Source organism: Absicoccus sp. (genome assembly GCF_034090965.1).
Lineage (GTDB): Bacteria > Bacillota_I > Bacilli_A > Erysipelotrichales > Erysipelotrichaceae > Absicoccus > Absicoccus intestinalis.
Genome location: NZ_JAXDRQ010000057.1, coordinates 1 through 19,070, shown reverse-complemented (window position 1 = coordinate 19,070; position 19,070 = coordinate 1). Strand labels below are relative to the sequence as shown.

Sequence of the window (19,070 nt, the reverse complement as noted above, 5' to 3'; positions counted from 1 at the left end):
GATGAGCGATAGAAATAACGATAAGATCGATTTGTCTCGTACCTATTTTTTAGCCAAATCGAAAGCATATAAACATGGTGGATACAAACAAGCAGAATTTTTAACACGAAAACATGCGGATTTTGTATCTCATCTTTTTGCGTTTTTGATTGATTTGAACATCTGTTTGCTCCCTGTTTATATATGGGTCATTGAATTTTTGTTGATTTTATGTGGTTTGATTCCACCAAACTTTTTTGATTTACTCTTTTATTTAATGTATGCTTTGCTATTTGTGACCAGTATTTTAGGATTAGGTATTTTTACCGCCTATACCCATGGACAATCTTTTGGTTATGTCTATACCAACTTGAAATTAGTAGACAAAAATAAACGCGAAGTTTCTGGTTTATTTTTGATCCTACGACAAGCCATTGGGTTTGGGATCCCACTGATGGTCATTGGTTATTTTTTCCAAGTCCTTGGTATGCTTGGTTGGTGGGGCATCAATGCAATCTGTGTTTGTGCAACACCACACCAACAAACGCTGGCCGACTTGTTGTTTAAGACCATGCCTGTTCATGAACCACCGATGTCGGAGGAATTGGAAGAAGAAACAGAAGCCTTTATTGAAGAACCGGTCAAAGTGGTAAAACAACCCACACCTTCTCCTTCGATTTCTGCCGATCTGGTTTCTCCCATTGATCTTCATTTGCGATCCAACTATAGTGATGATGGGTATTATGATGTAGAAGACTTATTCAAACAAGCCTATCAACTGCATATGGAAGTCATTTCCATCACGGATCATAACTGTGCCCGTGCCAATGCAGCGGCGGTTCGATTTGCACCTATGTATAATATTCAATATATTCCGGGTGTTGAAATTGATACCCAATGGCATGGCCATCGCGTTCGTATCTTGGGTTACTACATTGATTGGACCAAGGAAATTTTTGATGAGATTGAACGAAATTCGCTTATGCGAGAAAAACAAGTCTCCATTGAGCGTACGAAAAAATTTGAAGATTTCTGTGGTATCCACATCGATGTCGAATCATTGATGCAGACTTCACGTTTCCAAACGATCACAGCACAGGATATCACGAAGATGGTTTTCCATAATCAACGTGTTCGTGAATTGTCCTTTGTGAAAAAATATTTGGAAACATCCAAAAATGAAACACAGGCCCGTCGTCGTTTTACCCGGGATGTGTTTGGCAAAGGTGGTCCTTGTTACGTTTCTGCCAATTATCCAGCGTTAGAAGACATGGTAAAGGCCATTCATGATGCAGGCGGTATCGCCATCTTATCGAGTTGGAATATGGATCATATTCCGGATGAAGACATTGAAGCGATGATGGAACTGGGAATTGATGGTATTGAATGTTTTTCACCACGTATTCGACAAGCAACGATGACTTCCTTATTGCGAATTGTAAAAAAACACAGTGCGTTTGTGACTTGTGGATCGGATTTCCATGGTCCAACACGTGCAAAATATAAAATGGGACATTGTTGCTGTCCAGAAAAAGCATGGCCACTGGTACGAATCTTATCGGAAGCGCTCAAGTAAAAGAGTTGAGAGTTTGTATGAGTTGCCGTATAATGATACAAAGCGATGAAAAGTAGAGTACATATGGAAATTTTGTAGAGAGTTCTTGTTTGGTGAAAAAGAATAAATGGAAGTATGGAAAATGGACTTGGAGCTTTCCTTATGAATGGTGAGTAAGGAACGTGACCCTCGTTACGGGTTTGAGGTGTATCTTTGATACATGAACTAAGGTGGTACCACGAGCTTTCGTCCTTGGATGAAAGCTCTTTTTTTAAGGAGGAATGAGATATGGAAAAGAAAGGACCTTATTATCTAACAACGGCGATTGCCTATACATCGGGTCGTCCACATATCGGCAATACCTATGAAATTATTTTATCCGATGCGATTGCACGATATAAACGAGCCGAAGGATATGATGTATATTTTCAAACCGGTACGGATGAACATGGTATAAAAATTGAAGAAAAAGCCAAAGAAGCAGGCATTACGCCACAAGAATTTGTGGATCAAGTAGCGGGCCAAATTCAAGCTAACTGGGATTTGATGAATGTAAGCTATGATTATTTTGTGCGTACAACCAACAAAGATCATGAAAAAATTGTTCAAAAAGTATTTAAGAAATTGTATGAACAAGGTGATATCTATAAAGGAGAATATGAAGGTTGGTATTGTACGCCTTGTGAATCATTCTGGACCGAATCCCAACTTGTCGATGGTTGTTGTCCGGATTGCGGACGTAAGGTCGAGAAGGCCAAAGAAGAAGCTTACTTTTTCAATATGCAGAAATATGCACCACGATTGATCAAATATATTGAAGAGCATCCCGATTTTATTCAACCCGAGTCCCGTCGAAATGAAATGTTGAATAACTTCTTGCGTCCTGGTCTACAAGATCTATGTGTATCTCGTACTTCTTTCACTTGGGGCATTCCGGTCGAGTTTGATCCAAAACACGTGATCTATGTATGGATCGATGCTTTGTTCAACTACATTACAACTCTGGGATATGATCCTTATTTAGACAAGCAACCAGAAAAGTTTAAAAAATTTTGGCCAGGCACACATATCATTGGTAAAGACATCTTGCGTTTCCATACGATTTATTGGCCAATCTTCTTAATGGCGTTGGATCTGCCTCTGCCAAAGAAAGTGTTTGGTCATCCTTGGTTGTTGATTGGCGAGGACAAAATGTCCAAGTCCAAAGGAAATGTGATTTATGCCGAGGATCTTGTGGATGCCTTTGGCGTTGATGCGGTACGTTATTATTGTTTACATGAAATGCCATTTGCCCAAGATGGCACCATTACGTGGCCTTTGGTCGTTGAACGCATCAATAGTGATTTGGCCAATATTTTAGGTAACTTAGTATCTCGTACGATTGCGATGTCAAATAAATATTTTGATGGACAAATCACCAATCCAGGTGTTTCTGAACCGGTGGATCAAGAATTGATCGAATTGGCCGAAAATACCTTAGCTAAAGTCACCAAAAAGATGGATGATTTCCATGTTGGTGATGCTTTAGATGAAATCTTTACTTTATTGCGTCGAACCAATAAATATATCGACCAGACAGAACCTTGGGTCTTAGCCAAAGATCCCGCTAAACAAGATCGATTAGCCACTGTTATCTATAACTTATTGGAAAGTATCCGTTTCAGTGGTGTCTTGTTGTCGAGTTTCTTACCAGAAACTAGTCAAAAGATCTTGGATGCGCTACAAACACAACAACGCGATTTTGATTCCTTAGCCACTTTTGGTCAATTGGAAACAGATCATCAAGTGATTTCCAAGATGCAGCCATTGTTTGCGCGAATCGATGAAAAGAAGTTCTTTGCCCAAAAACCAGTCAAAGAAACAAAAAAGGTGGAAGAACCAAAGATCGAAGTGGACGATTTTGCGAAAGTGGAATTAAAAGTAGGAACGATTGTTTCGTGTGAAAAACATCCAAAAGCGGATCGATTGCTGGTTGAACAAATTGATTTGGGCAATGAGACACGGCAAATTGTGAGTGGAATTGCCAAATATTATCAGCCAGAGGATCTGGTTGGTAAACAGGTAATCGTTGTGACCAACTTAAAACCAGTCAAATTACGTGGAGTCGAATCCAATGGTATGATCCTTTGTGCAGCGGATAAGAAGCATTTATCGATTTTAAGTGTCGATCAACCGATGCCAAATGGCACAAAAGTTTCATGACACGGGAACAAAAAGCTTTATTTCAACAGCTACAACTAGCGGGTCTTGGTCTTGTGATTGGGCTGGTTGGATTTTTTCTCGATCATGATGAACTGGTATGGATTGGCTTGGTTGTATTGGCATATGGCTTGATCCGAACTTGGTTTCTTGCGAAAATCATACAGAAAGCGAAAGACGAATGATCTTTCGCTTTTTTAGTTAAATAGGTCAAACTGTCTAGTTGTCAAAAGAAATGAATCATGTTTAAATAGGATATGCATTATCAAGAGTCGGAGTAGAGGCCTAGCTCTGAGATCCCGCACCAACCTGTTTGTAAGAGGCAAATAAGGTGGTCCAACTAGATCCGATAAGAAGTATATGCGAAAACCATACTTCTTACGAGTATGTTTTTTTATATGAGGAGGAAAAATGAAAAACTACATCTTTACTAGTGAAAGTGTGACCGAAGGTCATCCGGACAAAATTTGTGATTTAGTTGCCGATTCGATCGTCGATGCAGCACTTGCACAAGATCCCTATTCCAATATGGCCGTTGAATGTACGATCAAAGACGATTTTGTATTGATTTATGGCGAAGCGAACACCAAAGCCAATTTGGATTATGTCAAGATTGCTTTGGATACCATTCGTGAAATTGGATATACAGAAGAATATCATGTCCATGTGGTCGTGAACCAACAATCACCAGAAATCCATAATGCGGTCAATGGGGATGAAATTGGCGCTGGTGACCAAGGTATCATGTTTGGTTATGCTTGTGATGAAAGCGATGAATATATGCCTTTGCCCATTTATTTGGCGCATAAATTAGCCCGTCAATTGACCAAAGTACGTCGTCAACATCCAGATGTCTTAGGTCCAGATGGTAAGACCCAAGTCTCGGTTCAATATGAAAATGACGTACCAAAACGAATTGATACGATCGTAGTTTCTACGCAACATAGTGCCGATGTGACACAAGATCAAATCAAAGATTTGGTCGTAAAAGAAGTGATCGAACCTTCCATTGATCCAGAAATGTTAGATGAAAACACCAAATATTTGATCAATCCATCGGGAAGTTTTGTTGTGGGTGGTTCTTTTGGTGATAGTGGAACGACCGGACGTAAAATTGTTTGTGATACCTATGGTGGAAAGGGACACATTGGTGGTGGATGTTTCTCCAGTAAAGATCCAACCAAAGTGGATCGTAGTGCTGCTTATTATTCTCGTTATGTTGCCAAATCAGTGGTTGCCAGTGGTTTAGCCCACAAAGCAGAAGTGGAAGTGGCTTATGCCATTGGGAAAGCCGATCCTGTATCTTTAAATATTGATACATTTGGAACGGGAAAATATTCGGATGAAGAAATTTTAGACATCATCAAAAAGAATTTTGATTTCCGCGTGGGTCATATCATTGATGAATTGGATCTTCGTCGCCCTATTTATAAGAAAACCGCTTGTTATGGACACTTTGGTGATCCTGCTTTCCCTTGGGAACAAGTTAAAGAATTGAAATAAAAGACATCCAACGATGTCTTTTTTTCCACTTTGAGTATTTGAATGTTAAAAAGTGAAAAAAGCGAGTATAATCAAAAAATACGTGGAGGTGCAACGATGTATCGAATTGGATTTGACATTGGCAGTACGACGATCAAAGCTGTTGTTTTGAATGAAAACAATGAAATCATGTATCGTAGCTATGAACGACATAAAGCGCAAGTACGTCAGAAGGCCTTAGATAAATTAATTGAATTACGAAAATATACCCAGGAACCATTCACATTTGCAATCAGTGGTTCCGGTGCCATTGGTTTGAGTGAAATGGCCGGTTTACCTTTTGTCCAAGAAGTATTCGCATCCGCTATGGCCACCAAGAAATTATATCCAGAAACGGATTGTGCCATTGAATTGGGTGGAGAAGATGCCAAGATCTTATTTTTTAAAGGAAGCATCGAACAACGAATGAATTCTCAATGTGCTGGAGGTACGGGTGCTTTTATTGATCAGATGGCGCAATTGCTCAATATGAGTTTGGAAGAAATGAATGAAGCGAGTCTTCAATATCATCGTATCTATCCGATCGCATCGCGTTGTGGTGTATTTGCGAAAAGTGATATTCAACCACTGATCAATCAAGGTGTTGCGAAAAGCGATCTCTGTGCGAGCATCTTTCAAGCGGTTGTCGGACAAACCGTGACATCTTTGGCACAAGGCCATAAGATTGAGGGTAATATCTTATTTTTAGGGGGCCCTTTATACTTCCTTTCGGGTTTGCGTGATCGTTTTCAAGAAACGTTGCATTTAACGGATGATCAAATCAATTGTCCCGATACGGCCATTCATTATGTGGCTTTAGGAACAGCTCTTTGCGCTGATAAAACCTATACACGAGAAGAACTCGAGAAAATTCTTACGGATGCGGTTTCGGCTCCAATGGAAATGTCTGAATCCGAACCATTGTTCGAAACCGAAGCCGATTATGAAGCATTTAAGAAACGTCACCAAAGTCATGATGCGAAATATGGGGATTTAGCTACGTATACGGATAAAGCGTATTTAGGAATCGATAGTGGTTCGACAACCACCAAATTGGCATTGATTGGTGAATCCGGAGAGATCCTATATGATTCGTATTCATCCAATAAAGGAAATCCATTGGATGTGGTATTAGCGGATTTGAAACAAATCTATAAGACTAATCCAGATATTCGTATCTATGGTGCATATGCGACCGGATATGGGGAAGAATTGATGCGCCATGCCTTCCATTTGGATGGGGGTGTGGTTGAAACCTTGGCGCATTATACCGCTGCCAAGACATTCAATCCTGATGTGGATTATATTTTGGATATTGGTGGACAAGACATTAAATGTTTCAAGATTCGTGATGGCCATATCGATGATATTATCTTAAATGAGGCTTGTTCTTCGGGGTGTGGATCCTTTATTGAAACCTTTGCGAATTCCTTAGGCTATGATTCTAAGACTTTTGCGAAATTGGGATTAAAAGCCAAACATCCCGTTGATCTTGGTACGCGTTGTACGGTCTTTATGAATAGTGGTGTCAAACAAGCGCAAAAAAATGGGGCGACGGTTGAAGATATTTCGGCGGGTTTGTGTCGATCAGTGGTTCGTAATGCCTTATATAAAGTTATTCGTACGCGAAACAAAAACGAGATTGGAAAACATATTGTTGTTCAAGGCGGAACATTCCAAAATGATGCGGTATTGCGTTCTTTTGAACAAGAATTAGGATACAATGTCATTCGTCCAAGCATTGCTCATTTGATGGGGGCTTATGGTGCTGCTTTGTATGCACAAAAGTTACATCGTACACCAAGTGCTATTTTGACGGCCAAGGAACTGGATACTTTCCGTCATACTTCGGAAAGTCGGGCTTGTGATCTTTGTACGAACCATTGCGCATTGACGATCAATACCTTCTCGGATGGCTCGCGTTTGATTGCAGGTAATAAATGTGAGCGTCCATTGAAATTAAATAAAGCCGAAGTGGAATTGCCGGATATGTATAAGATCAAAATGGCCATGCTTCAAAAGGTGCGGACTAAGTACAAACATAAGAAGAAGATTGGGATGCCTTTGGTCTTGAATAACTATGATTTGATGCCTTTCTGGTCTCAATTCTTTGATTCTTTGGGCTATCAAGTTATTTGGTCTTTGCCAAGTACTTTAGAAACCTATCAATTGGGACAACAAACCATTCCATCGGATACGGCTTGTTTCCCAGCGAAAGTCACGCATGGTCATATCCAGCAACTATTGAATTATCATTTGGATACGATTTTCTATCCTTGTATGACCTACAATGTGGATGAAAATTTGGGTGATAATCATTACAATTGTCCTATTGTGGCTTACTATCCACAAGTCATTCAAAATAATATGGATCTGGGTGATACAAAATTTATTTCCCCTTTCTTATCTTTTGATGATGAAAAGAAATTTATTCAAGCCATTCAAGTGCATTTTGAAAAAGCAGGTATTTCTTTTAAGAAAAAAGATATTAAAATTGCGTTGCATGCGGGTGTCAATGCCTATAATGAATTTATGTATGAGCTACATATCAAGCATAATGAACTTGTTGATTTTGCTCGAAAGAATCAGTATCCCATTGTTGTTTTGTGTGGTCGTCCGTATCATTTGGATCCATTGATCAATCATCAGATCAATCAATTATTGACACAATTGGGTTTTGTGGTTGTTTCAGAAGAATCCGTACCGGAACAAGCACCACATCCAACCAATGTATTGAATCAATGGACATATCATGCCCGTTTGTATCAGGCTGCTCATTATGTTTGTGAAAACGAGGATATGCACTTAGTGCAATTGGTAAGTTTTGGATGCGGACTGGATGCCGTAACGACCGATGAGGTCAAATCCATTCTTAAATCAGCGGATAAGTTCTATACGCAGATCAAAATCGATGAAGTGGATAATTTAGGTGCGGTCCGTATTCGTTTGCGTTCTTTAAAAGGGGCTATTGAAGAAAAAGCAGAGAAAGGAGCTTAATATGTATACGAAGTTTACCTCGGATATGAAAAAGGATCATTTGATCCTTGTCCCTAGTATGTTACCCATTCATTTTAAGTTTCTAAAACCTGTTTTTGAGATGAATGGCTATCATTTGGAAGTCTTAGAGACCGATAATGACAATATTCGTCAACAAGGATTGGCTCATGTACATAATGATATGTGTTATCCGGCCTTATTGGTCATTGGTCAAATGATCGATGCCTTAAAAAGCGGGAAATATGATTTGAATCATGTGGCTTTAGCCATTACCCAAACGGGTGGTGGATGTCGTGCCAGCAACTATTTATCTTTACTTCGAAAAGCCTTGGAACAAGAAGGTTGGGACTATATTCCCGTTATTTCTGCGAATATGTCCGGTTTGGAAAAAGATAGTGGGATTGATTTTACACTGCCATTGATCTTGCGTGTTGTGTATGGTGCTTTATATGGGGATGCATTGATGTGGTTAAAAAATCAAGTACAGCCTTATGAAGTACATCCGGGACAGACGGAACGAGTCATTGACGAGATTGTCGATGAATTGATGGGTTCTTTTGAAACGGGGGATTATCGCAAATCCAAACGAATCTATAAGATCATGATCGATCGTATGAAAACCGTAGAACGTACGACGGATAAAAAAATTCGGGTTGGCATCGTGGGCGAAATCTATATGAAGTATTCGCCATTAGGCAATCAACATCTGGAAGATTATTTGATGCAAGAGGGATTTGAACCGGTTTTATCCGGCGTGATGGATTTTGCGTTGTATTCTATTGAAAATGGAATCATTGATTATAACTATTATCATATGCATGCCAAAACGCATTATTTCTATCAATTGGCCAAGGATATCATCATGCGTATGCAAAAAACCTTCCGTGATGCCATTCAGGCGGATGGCACGTTTACCCCACCGGATGATTTTAGTGAAGTGATTGCCAATGGAAAAACGGTGATCGATCCAGGTGTGAAAATGGGTGAAGGCTGGTTATTGACAAGTGAAGTGGTATCGTTGGTGAAATCGGGCGTGGATAATGTCATCATGTGTCAGCCTTTTGGTTGTCTACCAAATCACATTGTCGCAAAAGGAATGACTAAGAAAATCAAGGAAGAATATCCCCAAGTCAATATTGCACCGATTGATTATGATCCATCGGCATCGAAGGTCAATCAAGAAAATCGTATTCGTTTGATGATGGCCAATGCCCGTCTAAATGCCCAAGCCAAACAGGAGAAGTATCAATGAGTGGGGCTGATTTTGTTTATGCTTATTTTTATTTCATCATTTATTCGATGATTGGTTGGGTATGTGAAACAACCTATGTGAGCATCGGAAAAAGACATTTTGTGAATCGTGGTTTTTTCTATGGGCCATATATTCCTATTTATGGATTGGGTTCTTTGATTGCCTTGTATCCTTTGGGAGGAAATATGCCCATCCAGACCCCAAATCCTTTGGTGATCTTCTTTGTGGGGGGCTTACTATGTACGATCTTGGAGTATTTTACTTCCTGGTTGATGGAAAAGCTCTTTCATATGCGTTGGTGGGATTATTCGCATAAAAAGTATAATATTCATGGACGTGTTTGTTTGTTGAATAGTACTCTATTTGGACTCATGTTGTTGGTGTTGGTTTATATTGTCCATCCGATGTTTGCGAATGCTTCGGGCCAAAAAGTTCCATGGTCATTTGTGGAACCGTTTGTTCAAATATTTACCGTTGTCTTCGTGATCGATGCTATCTTCACACTGATCAGCTTGTTCAAACGGAAACATATCATGGAGAAAATTCAAAAAGATATGGAAGCCTTTCAGGTTCAATATGAACAAGATCGAGCGATTCGATTGGCCAAATGGGATAATATGCGTGCAAAAGAAAAAGAGAAGCGATTGGCTTATGTGGCAGATTGGGATGCGCATAAAGATGAATTTATTGATTGGTTAAATCAGAAAAGTGATTTATCCGATCGTGTCCATGCTTTCCATGAAAATATGGATAAGATTCGTGATCTACAACATACGCATGCGGCCAATGCATTCCCTGAACGACAAGTGGAAGAAGATTTTGTGGAATTGAAGAAAGTAGCGGATGAATTGAATAAGAAATTGAAATAATTCTTTGCAACCAAAGGAAATAAGTGCTACTATTACAGAGCAAGTTTGCGCTTGCTCTCTGTTTCGCATAGAAACCAAAAGACCAAAGGGAGGTGTACACATGAAAAAATACGAAATCATGTACATTGTCAACGCATCTTTAGATGATGATCAGTTCCAAAAGGTAACGGATCGTTTGAACAACACAATCACTGAAAATGGTGGAACCATTGATTCATTCGATGATTGGGGAATCAAAGAATTTGCGTATGAAATCGATCACATGAAAAAAGGACATTATGCAGTTGTGAATGTAACTGCCAATAATGAAGGTATTGCTGAATATCAACGTTTAGCTCGTATTAGCAATAGTATTATCCGTATCATGGTTGTAAAAACAGAAGACGAAAAGAAGTAAGAGGTAGATCATGATCAATCGTGTCGTATTAACGGGTCGCTTGACAAGAGATCTGGAATTACGTAGAACGCAAAGTGGAACTTCGGTTGTATCGTTTACTTTGGCTGTTGATCGTAATTTTCGCCGAGAAGGTCAGCCGGAAGCTGATTTTATCAACTGTGTCGCATGGAATCGCCAAGCTGAAACCATGGCACAATATTTACATCGCGGATCATTGATTGGTGTGGATGGACGTCTGCAAACACGAAATTATGAAAATCAACAAGGACAGCGTGTCTATGTGACAGAAGTTGTTGTTGATAATTTTACGTTCTTGGAATCGCGTGCTCAATCGCAACAAAATGCGACAAGCTATAATTCGAATCCAATGCCAAGCCAACCACAACCGCAACAACCAATGGATTCTTCTTTTGATACTTCATTTGATGAAAATGATACACTCGATATTGCGAGTGATGACTTACCATTCTAGAAAGGAAAGGATAACATGGCATTTAGAAAACAACGTATGGGCCGTAAAAAGGTTTGTTACTTCACAAAAAATAAGATCACATACATTGATTATAAAGATGTTGAATTATTAAAACGTTTTATCAATGCGAATGGAAAAATTATTCCTAGACGCGTAACGGGAACACGTGCAAAATATCAAAGAATGCTTGCGAAAGCAATCAAGCGTGCTCGTCAAATGGCTTTATTGCCTTATGTCGTTGATTAATCAGGTGCTCAATGAGCATCTTTTTTTATGTTATGGTAGAATATGAATATGGACACTAAACAAATTACTCGTGGCGCAATGATGTGTGCCATTTATGGCTTATTATTATTTTTGAATCAACAAACCGCATTGACCATTGAAACATCGGCCAATTGGCTTTTTGCTTTTCCAATCCTGATTTATACATCGATGTATGGCAACTATGGAGGTGGTATCGTCTCCCTGGCAATGATCTTGATGACTTTTTTATTTGGTGGTTTTACCACTTGGTTTTATAGTTGGTCGGCGATCTTGATTGGTTACTTATATGGATCTGGCGTTTATCATAAACGAAGTCATATGAGTAATTTTTTATTGACGGCGATCCTGTCGATCATTGCGACGGCTTTGATCATTTACTTATGGGCAGGCATTTTTGGGTATGATGTGAATACGGATTTTAAGGACATTGTTGCTTTATTCCCAACTATTCATTTGCGTGTTTTGGTTTTCTTGTTTGTGATCGTATTGGGTACAATGGAAGCTTTAGCTATCCATATGGTTGGATTGATGATCTGCATGCGCTTAAAAATTGATATGGTACCTATCAAACCCATCACCAAGATGTTGCCACCTCGTTGGTTTGGCATTCTTTCGATCCTCATGTGTGTTTTATACCTTTTTAGCCAGAATGTGTTACACTTAAGCGTAGATATTACCGATTTGCTCCAAGTGCTCACCATTTTAGATCTAATGGTCTTGGATTATTTCGGTGTTTTATATTTTATGAATAAAGTGATTCAAAAATCGCAAAGAAAATGGGCTTTTTTTGCCATTATAGGTGCCTTTATTCCAATTGTGAATGGCATCTGGGTCGTAGCGGGCCTTTTGGATTGTCTGTGTGGCTTGCGAGCCCGACAACAATTAGACTCGAGGGAGTAGTATGAAAGATTTTCAAAAATGGATTTCATTGATCATTTTCGCAAGTATTGCCTCTGTCATTTTTATTGTTTATGAAATCAATGGTGGCTATCGATGGGAAGCAGGCATGTTGTTTGTCATTATTTTGCTTTTCCTTGCTGCTTTTTATGGGTTTTGGTCGACAGTTCACAAACAAGGTGTCAAGACGGAAGTGGATATTTCGCGCTTTTTAGGAAAAGATGCCAAAGGCGCTCTGAATTTTGGCAATATTGGTCTATTGACCTATGATGATGAATATGTCGTTACTTGGGCATCGGATTTTTTTAAGAAACGCAACATTGATATTGTCAATAAAAAAGCAACAGCTTGGATTCGGGATATTCGTCATTTGTTCGAAGATAAAGTGGATGCGATCATTGGTCGTTATCAAGATTCGTATTATGAAATCATTCGGGCGGAAGAATCCAATGTGTTATATGTGCGGGATGTCACTAAATACAAAAAATTATCCAAGATCTATGAACAAAATAGTATTGTGGTTGGCTTGATCCAATTGGATAACTATATGGAGTACCAAAGCTATGAAAGTGAAGATATGATGGCTTTGATCAATACGCATTTGCGTGTTCCCGTCGTTCAATGGGCCCATGATCATGGTATCTTGATTCGACGCTTGCGATCGGATCGTTTCTTCTTGGTTTTAAATCGTGAAATCTTTAAGGCACTTCAAGCTGAAAATTTTGCCATCTTACAAATCATCAAGGATGAAGCCGATAAATTGGATGTATCGATGTCCTTAAGCATGGCTTTTGCGTATGGGACCAATGATTTTACCAAGCTGGATCGCATGGTCAATGAATTGATTGAATTGGCGCAATCGCGTGGTGGGGATCAAGTGGCTTTCCGCAATGCGAATGGTTCGGTTCGTTATATTGGGGGCAACAGTGAAAGTGCTTCCAGTCGTTCGAAGGTGCGTGTACATACCATGGGGCAAACGATCCAAAGTTCGATCAAAGATGCACCAAAAGTTTTTATTGCGGGACATGTCGATTCGGATTTTGACTGTATGGGAGCTGCCTTAGGCGTTTCGGCCTGGGTCAAATCTTTAGGAAAATCCGCTTATATCGTGTTAAAGAATGTACCTCGTGATGCGCAACTTCAGGAAACGATGGATCATTATCATCAAACGATCTTAGATCGTCATACATTTGTTTCTCCAGATGAAGCCTATGAAATGATGGATCTGGAGAATGATTTGTTGATCATGGTAGACCATGGAGTAGGTGCAATTTCAAGTGCTCAAAAATTTGAAGAACTTTGTAAGAATGTGATCGTGATCGATCATCATCGTCGCGGGGATCACTTTGTTTCCAATGCGAAATTAGCGTATGTGGAAAGTGGCGCTAGTTCGACTTGTGAATTGATCGTTGAATTGATGCAAAATGTTCCTAATCATATTCCTATCTATGAAACCGAAGCAACCATCATGTATTTGGGTATTTTAGTCGATACCAATCGTTTTAAGATGCATACGGATTCGCGTACTTTTGAAGCGGCGGCTGCTTTGCGTTCGTGGGGTGCCAATGGAAACTTGGCAGAACGGGCACTTTGCGTGAATTTTGATGAATTTAAAACTAAAAATCATTTGATCGATCAAGCCAAACAATATGGTCATTTTATGGTTGTTTGTGTGGATGAGCCACAAGATAAGACCATGTTAGCGAAAGCAGCACAATCGTTGACCTTGGTCAAAGGCTGTTATGCATCGTTTGTGATTGCACCTTTAAAAGGCAAAGAAAAAGTAACAGCTGTCTCCGCTCGAAGTTTGGGTCGATTCAATGTGCAAAAGATCATGGAGCAATTGCAGGGGGGTGGCCATTTTTCGGCGGCTGCCGTGGAGCGAAATGATTTAACACCAAATGAATGCAAGACCATATTATTGGAAGTATTACAGAAGGAGGAAGAACAGGATGAAGGTAATCTTGCTTAAAGATATTCGTAAATTAGGAAAAAAAGATGAAGTCAAAGAAGTGAGTGATGGGTATGCACGCAACTATTTGATCAAGAATGGGTATGCCGTAGCGTATACCAAGGGATCCAAAAAAGTATTGGATCAACAAATGGAAGTGCGTAAAGAAGAAGAGGCGGAATTAAAAAAAGAGGCCGAAGCCATTAAAGAACAATTGGAAAACACACCCGTTGAATTTTTGTTGAATGCAGGGGCCAATGGCCAAGTTTTTGGGTCTGTTTCGACCAAGAATATTGTGGCTGCCTTACAAAAGAAAGGCATTCAAATTGATAAACGAAAAATTGAATTGGATGCACCCATTTCGAGTTTAGGAACTACGCGTGTCAAAGTTGATCTGTATCGGAATCAGGTCATTGGCGAAATCGTCGTAAAAGTTCGCCAAAAGGGGTAAGCCATGGTGCGCGAGTTACCCAATAGTCAACCATTAGAGTGCGCACTTTTGGGAGCTATGATGATGTGGCCCGAAGTTTTCACGATGTGTTTGGATGCCGACCTAGAAGCGGAAGAATTTTATTTGCCTGCTCATCAGCGTCTGTATCAAACGATGTTTGACCTTCATGAACAAGGTAAACCCATTGATCAAATCACGGTGATGACAAGACTCCAAGATCAGGATCAATTGGCAAGTGCTGGAGGGGCAGATTATATTGTCTCTTTGGTGGATACAGCGATTGGCCCATCGATTGTCCCTTCTTATATTGAAGAGATAAAAAATAAAGCGCAATTGCGTCGTTTGATCCAAACAAGTGATGCGATCACGAATTTAGCTTATACAGATAGCAGTGATATCGATGCGGTATTGGATCAAGCCGAACGTTCAATCATGGATGTGACCCGGGTTCGTCGTGGTGCGGAATTTGAATCGAGTCGCGAAATCAGTAATCGAGTCATTGCGGAATTAAATGAATTACGCAATCATGAAGGTGTTACTGGAATCAAAACTGGATTTACGGATCTGGATGGGATCACCAATGGCTTTCAAAGAGGGGATCTTATTATTCTCGCGGCTCGTCCAGCCATGGGAAAATCGGCTTTGGCATTGAATTTTTTGAATCAAGTGGCCAAGCGCAATGCCGGTTGTGTGGCGATGTTTTCTTTGGAAATGCCAAGTGATAGTTTGATGAAGCGTTTGTTGAGTTGTGAAAGCCGTGTGTATGCCGATAAGTTACGTAGTGGTCATTTGAATGAGTCGGATATGTCGAAGTTAAATGCAGCAGCTTCGCATTTAAGCGAACGCGAAATTTATATCGATGATACTTCGAGCATCCGGGTATCACAAATCTTTTCGAAGTGTCGGAAATTAAAGAGTGAACATGACCAACTTTCTTTAGTTGTCATCGATTATCTGCAATTGATCACGGGTGGGCGTCAAGAATCTCGTCAACAAGAGGTGTCGGATATTTCACGTAATTTAAAGATCTTAGCGAAAGAAATGGATTGTCCCGTTATCGCGCTATCCCAGTTATCACGAAAAGTGGAAGAACGAACGGATCATGAACCGCAATTATCGGATTTGCGTGAATCAGGTTCCATTGAACAGGATGCGGACATTGTCATGTTTTTATATCGTGAAAACTATTATGAAAAGGATAAAGAAGAGGAAAGTGATACGGAAGTGGTTGATCTTTCGTTGGCAAAACATCGAAATGGTGCCATTGGCAAGATTCATTTAGCGTTTGAAAAGAGTTTGTCGCGCTTTACGAATTATGCCAGTCAAGGAGATGATATTTATGCGCATTGATTTATTGTGTTCGGGATCGAAAGGAAATAGTTGTTTGATTCGGAGCGCGCATTCACAGCTCTTGATTGATTGTGGCTCAACCAAAAAATATTTGGCGAAAGCTTTTGATCAAGTGCAGGCAGATATCAATGACAGTGATGGAGTACTAATCACACATACGCATAAGGATCATATATCACGGATCAAGGATGTGGCGCATTTACCAGTGTATTCCTATTGCGAAATCGATGATTTGAAAGAGCATCATGTGGTATGTCCCAATGAAACGTTTGATTTGGGAGATTTTCATATTCGGGTTATTCGTTTATCGCATGATGCGCCAAAGACAGTGGGCTATGTGATCGAAACGCAAACCCAAAAGTTGGTTTATATCACCGATACGGGTTTTGTTCCCAATGAAGAAAAAGAATACTTACAGGATGCGGATTATTATATTTTCGAAAGCAATCATGATGTGGCAAAACTCATGCAGACAAGCCGCCCCATGTTTATCAAACAGCGGATCTTAGGGGATGATGGCCATTTGAACAATGAGGATTCTGCGCATAATTTGATGCAGGTAGTCAATACAAGAACCAAGGAAATTGTTTTGGCGCATCTTTCGCAGGAAGCAAATCATCCGCAATTGGCATTGGATGTTTTAGAGGACGCGTTTCGTAAGCAGGGATCGACACATGCAGGCATTCGCTTGCGAGCAGCCAATCAATTTGATGTATGCACAATTGGAAAAGTGTTGTATTGAAAACGCTTTTTTCTTTGTTTAAAATAGATAATTGTAAGATGTTGAATAGGAGAAAAGAAACAAATGTTAACAGTGATTAATCATCCATTGATTCGTCATAAATTGACGATCATGCGAAACAAGAATACCGGAACGAAAGATTTTCGTCAGAATTTAGATGAAATTGGTGGCTTGATGGTGTATGAAGTGACGCGCGATCTACCAACTCGAGATATTCAAATTGAAACGCCTATGGCCCCTTATGTCGGTCAGGAATTGGCTAAGAAGGTTGTGATCATGCCCATCTTGCGAGCCGGCTTAGGTATGGTTTCGGGCATCATGGATTTGATTCCAACGGCTCAAGTAGCGCATGTTGGTATGTTCCGTAATGAAGAGACGTTACAACCACAAGTGTATTTTGAAAAATATCCAAAAGATTTTCCAGAATCCGAAGTGATCATCGTTGATCCGATGTTGGCAACCGGTGGTTCAAGCATAGCCGCGATTGATATGGCCAAGGCCCATGGCGCCCAATCGATTCGTTTGGTTTGTTTGGTTGGGGCCCCTGAAGGGGTCAATGCCGTGGAAAAAGTGCATCCAGATGTACATCTATATTTAGCTGCTTTGGATGAGCGTTTGAATGAGCATGGATATATCATTCCTGGTTTAGGAGATGCAGGCGATCGAATTTTCGGTACGAAGTAATGGATGCCATGCAGAAAATGACGGATTTCGTTGTTCGCACATCACTTTTGTTTGGCATCGTAGCCGCTTTGATTGGCTGGGTTTTCTTTGATGGAAAAGTGGCATGCAGCATTGGAATTGGTCTAGGGATGGGATTGCTAGGTTATCGTTCGATTGTTCGTTTGACGCAATCTTTATCTATGGAAGATGGCAAGGCACAAGGTCAAAAAGGATATGTGGTTCGCTATACTATGTATGGTTTGATCTTGGTGATTTGTGCTTGGATGCATCTTTCGATTCTTGGTGTATTGGTTGGGTTTTTAATGCATAAAGCCAGTCTTTTGGCTTATGCACAAATAGATAAGGAGGATCATCATGGGAGAGCAAGTTAGTGCATTAGAGATCCAAATGGGAAGTTTTCATTTGGAGATCCAACAATCCATCTTGGTGTGGTTTTGTTTATGCATTTTGTTTGCGATCTTCTTCTATGTTGCTGGCAAGAAAATTGATCAAGCCGATCCTTCAAAGAAACCAACGGGTGTGGTATATGTAGCAGAAGAGATGCTCAATGCGATCATGTATGTCATCAAACCGAATTTACGGGAAAAAACATGGGAGTATCTGCCTATTTTTGGTACGTTGTTTTTTATGATGATCGCTAGTAACTTAATGGGTCTTCTTGGTCTACAAAATCCAACATCCAATGTGAGCTTCAATGGAACCTTGGCTTTGAGCTTATTTGTGATGGTACAGGCATATGGAATTAAAAAGGCGGGTCTTGTATCGCGTTTGAAGGAATGGGCACAACCGTTTTGGTTCTTATATCCATTGAACTTGATTGGTGAAGTAGCACCGGTTATTTCTTTGACGATGCGTTTGTTTGGAAACATGCTGGCCGGATACATCATCATGATGTTGGTCTATACATTGATGAAGATCACGATGCCGTGGGGTGTGCTTGGGTATATCGCAACGCCATTTTTGCACATGTATTTTGATTGTTTCTCGGCATTTATTCAATCATTTATTTTCTTTACGTTGGGTTCTTATTTCTTAGGAGAACAAGTAGCGCCAACGGACTAAATAAACAAAAGGAGGACAATATTTTATGTTTAATGAAGAATTTGTGAAAGGTATGGCTTGTTTAGGTGCAGGAATTGCGATGATCGCTGGTTTAGGGCCTGGTATTGGTCAAGGTATTGCGGCGAGTCGTGGTGCCGAAGCAGTTGGTCGTAATCCCGATGCGCAATCGAAGATCAACTCGACCATGGTATTAGGTATTGCCTTAGCCGAAACAACTGGTATCTATTCCTTGGTCATTGCGATTCTATTGATCTTTGTTAAGGCGGCATAGGTCTTATGGTTGATTTTAACGTAGCAAACTACCTGCGTATCAATCTGCAAGATATGATCATGACGTTGATTTCAACGATTTTGATCGTATTATTTGCGAAACATTTTTTTTGGGATAAGATCTTAGCTTTTGTGAAGAAGCGTCAAGATTTGAT

Annotated in this window: 19 protein-coding genes and 1 other annotated feature; all 19 genes read left to right on the top strand. The window is 40.0% G+C overall.

What is annotated here, in order from left to right; all coding sequences use genetic code 11:
* Window position 1 precedes the first annotated feature (1 nt).
* The 19 genes from SOS22_RS08420 (at window position 2) to atpE (ending at window position 18,916) form a co-directional block, all read left to right on the top strand.
* Window positions 2-1,555 (top strand): PHP domain-containing protein, encoded by a 1,554-nt coding sequence (locus SOS22_RS08420; protein WP_320596920.1) that lies wholly within the window; start codon window positions 2-4, stop codon window positions 1,553-1,555.
* Window positions 1,556-1,591: 36 nt separating this feature from the next.
* Window positions 1,592-1,791, top strand: a binding site (T-box leader).
* A 31-nt stretch (window positions 1,792-1,822) separates the two neighbouring features.
* Window positions 1,823-3,736, top strand: coding sequence for a methionine--tRNA ligase (gene metG, locus SOS22_RS08415; protein ID WP_320596919.1), 1,914 nt, complete (start codon window positions 1,823-1,825; stop codon window positions 3,734-3,736).
* Window positions 3,733-3,918 carry a hypothetical protein gene (locus SOS22_RS08410; protein WP_320325965.1) on the top strand — a complete coding sequence of 62 codons (186 nt, stop codon included), beginning with the start codon at window positions 3,733-3,735 and terminating at the stop codon, window positions 3,916-3,918. The genes metG and SOS22_RS08410 overlap by 4 nt, the downstream gene beginning before the upstream one ends.
* A 226-nt stretch (window positions 3,919-4,144) precedes the next feature.
* Entirely contained in the window at window positions 4,145-5,236 is a 1,092-nt protein-coding gene (metK, locus tag SOS22_RS08405; protein ID WP_320596918.1) for a methionine adenosyltransferase, read from the top strand.
* A 96-nt stretch (window positions 5,237-5,332) separates the two neighbouring features.
* A complete protein-coding gene (locus SOS22_RS08400) occupies window positions 5,333-8,251 on the top strand; it encodes an acyl-CoA dehydratase activase (RefSeq protein WP_320325963.1) in 2,919 nt (972 codons plus the stop codon).
* Between the two features lies 1 nt (window position 8,252).
* Entirely contained in the window at window positions 8,253-9,503 is a 1,251-nt protein-coding gene (locus SOS22_RS08395) for a 2-hydroxyacyl-CoA dehydratase (protein ID WP_320325962.1), read from the top strand.
* The gene (locus tag SOS22_RS08390; protein WP_320596917.1) at window positions 9,500-10,372 is read left to right on the top strand and encodes a putative ABC transporter permease; all 873 of its coding nucleotides are present in this window, start codon (window positions 9,500-9,502) and stop codon (window positions 10,370-10,372) included. Before SOS22_RS08395 ends, SOS22_RS08390 begins: the two co-directional genes overlap by 4 nt.
* Before the next feature lie 100 nt (window positions 10,373-10,472).
* On the top strand, window positions 10,473-10,769 hold the full coding sequence (rpsF, locus tag SOS22_RS08385; protein ID WP_320325960.1) for a 30S ribosomal protein S6: 297 nt from the start codon (window positions 10,473-10,475) through the stop codon (window positions 10,767-10,769).
* A gap of 10 nt (window positions 10,770-10,779) precedes the next feature.
* Window positions 10,780-11,241: a single-stranded DNA-binding protein gene (gene ssb, locus SOS22_RS08380; RefSeq protein WP_320325959.1), complete on the top strand. Its 462-nt coding sequence runs from the start codon at window positions 10,780-10,782 to the stop codon at window positions 11,239-11,241.
* A gap of 15 nt (window positions 11,242-11,256) precedes the next feature.
* Window positions 11,257-11,487 (top strand): 30S ribosomal protein S18, encoded by a 231-nt coding sequence (rpsR, locus tag SOS22_RS08375; RefSeq protein WP_128520116.1) that lies wholly within the window; start codon window positions 11,257-11,259, stop codon window positions 11,485-11,487.
* A gap of 48 nt (window positions 11,488-11,535) precedes the next feature.
* Complete coding sequence (locus SOS22_RS08370) at window positions 11,536-12,408, top strand: hypothetical protein (protein WP_320596916.1); 873 nt, start codon at window positions 11,536-11,538, stop codon at window positions 12,406-12,408.
* Between the two features lies 1 nt (window position 12,409).
* On the top strand, window positions 12,410-14,377 hold the full coding sequence (locus SOS22_RS08365; protein WP_320325957.1) for a DHH family phosphoesterase: 1,968 nt from the start codon (window positions 12,410-12,412) through the stop codon (window positions 14,375-14,377).
* Entirely contained in the window at window positions 14,358-14,807 is a 450-nt protein-coding gene (gene rplI / locus SOS22_RS08360; RefSeq protein WP_320325956.1) for a 50S ribosomal protein L9, read from the top strand. Before SOS22_RS08365 ends, rplI begins: the two co-directional genes overlap by 20 nt.
* A 3-nt stretch (window positions 14,808-14,810) precedes the next feature.
* On the top strand, window positions 14,811-16,157 hold the full coding sequence (gene dnaB / locus SOS22_RS08355; protein ID WP_320596915.1) for a replicative DNA helicase: 1,347 nt from the start codon (window positions 14,811-14,813) through the stop codon (window positions 16,155-16,157).
* Window positions 16,147-16,899: an MBL fold metallo-hydrolase gene (locus SOS22_RS08350; RefSeq protein ID WP_320325954.1), complete on the top strand. Its 753-nt coding sequence runs from the start codon at window positions 16,147-16,149 to the stop codon at window positions 16,897-16,899. The genes dnaB and SOS22_RS08350 overlap by 11 nt, the downstream gene beginning before the upstream one ends.
* Before the next feature lie 63 nt (window positions 16,900-16,962).
* Window positions 16,963-17,583 (top strand): uracil phosphoribosyltransferase, encoded by a 621-nt coding sequence (gene upp / locus SOS22_RS08345; RefSeq protein WP_320596914.1) that lies wholly within the window; start codon window positions 16,963-16,965, stop codon window positions 17,581-17,583.
* Window positions 17,584-17,591: 8 nt separating this feature from the next.
* Window positions 17,592-17,954 (top strand): ATP synthase subunit I, encoded by a 363-nt coding sequence (locus SOS22_RS08340; RefSeq protein ID WP_320596913.1) that lies wholly within the window; start codon window positions 17,592-17,594, stop codon window positions 17,952-17,954.
* Window positions 17,938-18,645: a F0F1 ATP synthase subunit A gene (gene atpB, locus SOS22_RS08335; protein ID WP_320325951.1), complete on the top strand. Its 708-nt coding sequence runs from the start codon at window positions 17,938-17,940 to the stop codon at window positions 18,643-18,645. The genes SOS22_RS08340 and atpB overlap by 17 nt, the downstream gene beginning before the upstream one ends.
* 25 nt (window positions 18,646-18,670) lie before the next feature.
* The gene (atpE, locus tag SOS22_RS08330; RefSeq protein ID WP_128520107.1) at window positions 18,671-18,916 is read left to right on the top strand and encodes an ATP synthase F0 subunit C; all 246 of its coding nucleotides are present in this window, start codon (window positions 18,671-18,673) and stop codon (window positions 18,914-18,916) included.
* Window positions 18,917-19,070: the final 154 nt, after the last annotated feature.

Bases quoted from the DNA above. Each gene is read 5' to 3' on its own strand.
- SOS22_RS08350 (WP_320325954.1), top strand. From the start codon at position 16,147: ATGCGCATTGATTTATTGTGTTCGGGATCGAAAGGAAATAGTTGTTTG.
- SOS22_RS08400 (WP_320325963.1), top strand. From the start codon at position 5,333: ATGTATCGAATTGGATTTGACATTGGCAGTACGACGATCAAAGCTGTT.
- SOS22_RS08420 (WP_320596920.1), top strand. From the start codon at position 2: ATGAGCGATAGAAATAACGATAAGATCGATTTGTCTCGTACCTATTTT.
- SOS22_RS08340 (WP_320596913.1), top strand. From the start codon at position 17,592: ATGCAGAAAATGACGGATTTCGTTGTTCGCACATCACTTTTGTTTGGC.
- SOS22_RS08370 (WP_320596916.1), top strand. From the start codon at position 11,536: ATGGACACTAAACAAATTACTCGTGGCGCAATGATGTGTGCCATTTAT.
- SOS22_RS08390 (WP_320596917.1), top strand. From the start codon at position 9,500: ATGAGTGGGGCTGATTTTGTTTATGCTTATTTTTATTTCATCATTTAT.
- rplI (WP_320325956.1), top strand. From the start codon at position 14,358: ATGAAGGTAATCTTGCTTAAAGATATTCGTAAATTAGGAAAAAAAGAT.
- dnaB (WP_320596915.1), top strand. From the start codon at position 14,811: ATGGTGCGCGAGTTACCCAATAGTCAACCATTAGAGTGCGCACTTTTG.
- rpsR (WP_128520116.1), top strand. From the start codon at position 11,257: ATGGCATTTAGAAAACAACGTATGGGCCGTAAAAAGGTTTGTTACTTC.
- atpB (WP_320325951.1), top strand. From the start codon at position 17,938: ATGGGAGAGCAAGTTAGTGCATTAGAGATCCAAATGGGAAGTTTTCAT.
- metK (WP_320596918.1), top strand. From the start codon at position 4,145: ATGAAAAACTACATCTTTACTAGTGAAAGTGTGACCGAAGGTCATCCG.
- metG (WP_320596919.1), top strand. From the start codon at position 1,823: ATGGAAAAGAAAGGACCTTATTATCTAACAACGGCGATTGCCTATACA.
- atpE (WP_128520107.1), top strand. From the start codon at position 18,671: ATGTTTAATGAAGAATTTGTGAAAGGTATGGCTTGTTTAGGTGCAGGA.
- SOS22_RS08395 (WP_320325962.1), top strand. From the start codon at position 8,253: ATGTATACGAAGTTTACCTCGGATATGAAAAAGGATCATTTGATCCTT.
- ssb (WP_320325959.1), top strand. From the start codon at position 10,780: ATGATCAATCGTGTCGTATTAACGGGTCGCTTGACAAGAGATCTGGAA.
- rpsF (WP_320325960.1), top strand. From the start codon at position 10,473: ATGAAAAAATACGAAATCATGTACATTGTCAACGCATCTTTAGATGAT.
- upp (WP_320596914.1), top strand. From the start codon at position 16,963: ATGTTAACAGTGATTAATCATCCATTGATTCGTCATAAATTGACGATC.
- SOS22_RS08365 (WP_320325957.1), top strand. From the start codon at position 12,410: ATGAAAGATTTTCAAAAATGGATTTCATTGATCATTTTCGCAAGTATT.
- SOS22_RS08410 (WP_320325965.1), top strand. From the start codon at position 3,733: ATGACACGGGAACAAAAAGCTTTATTTCAACAGCTACAACTAGCGGGT.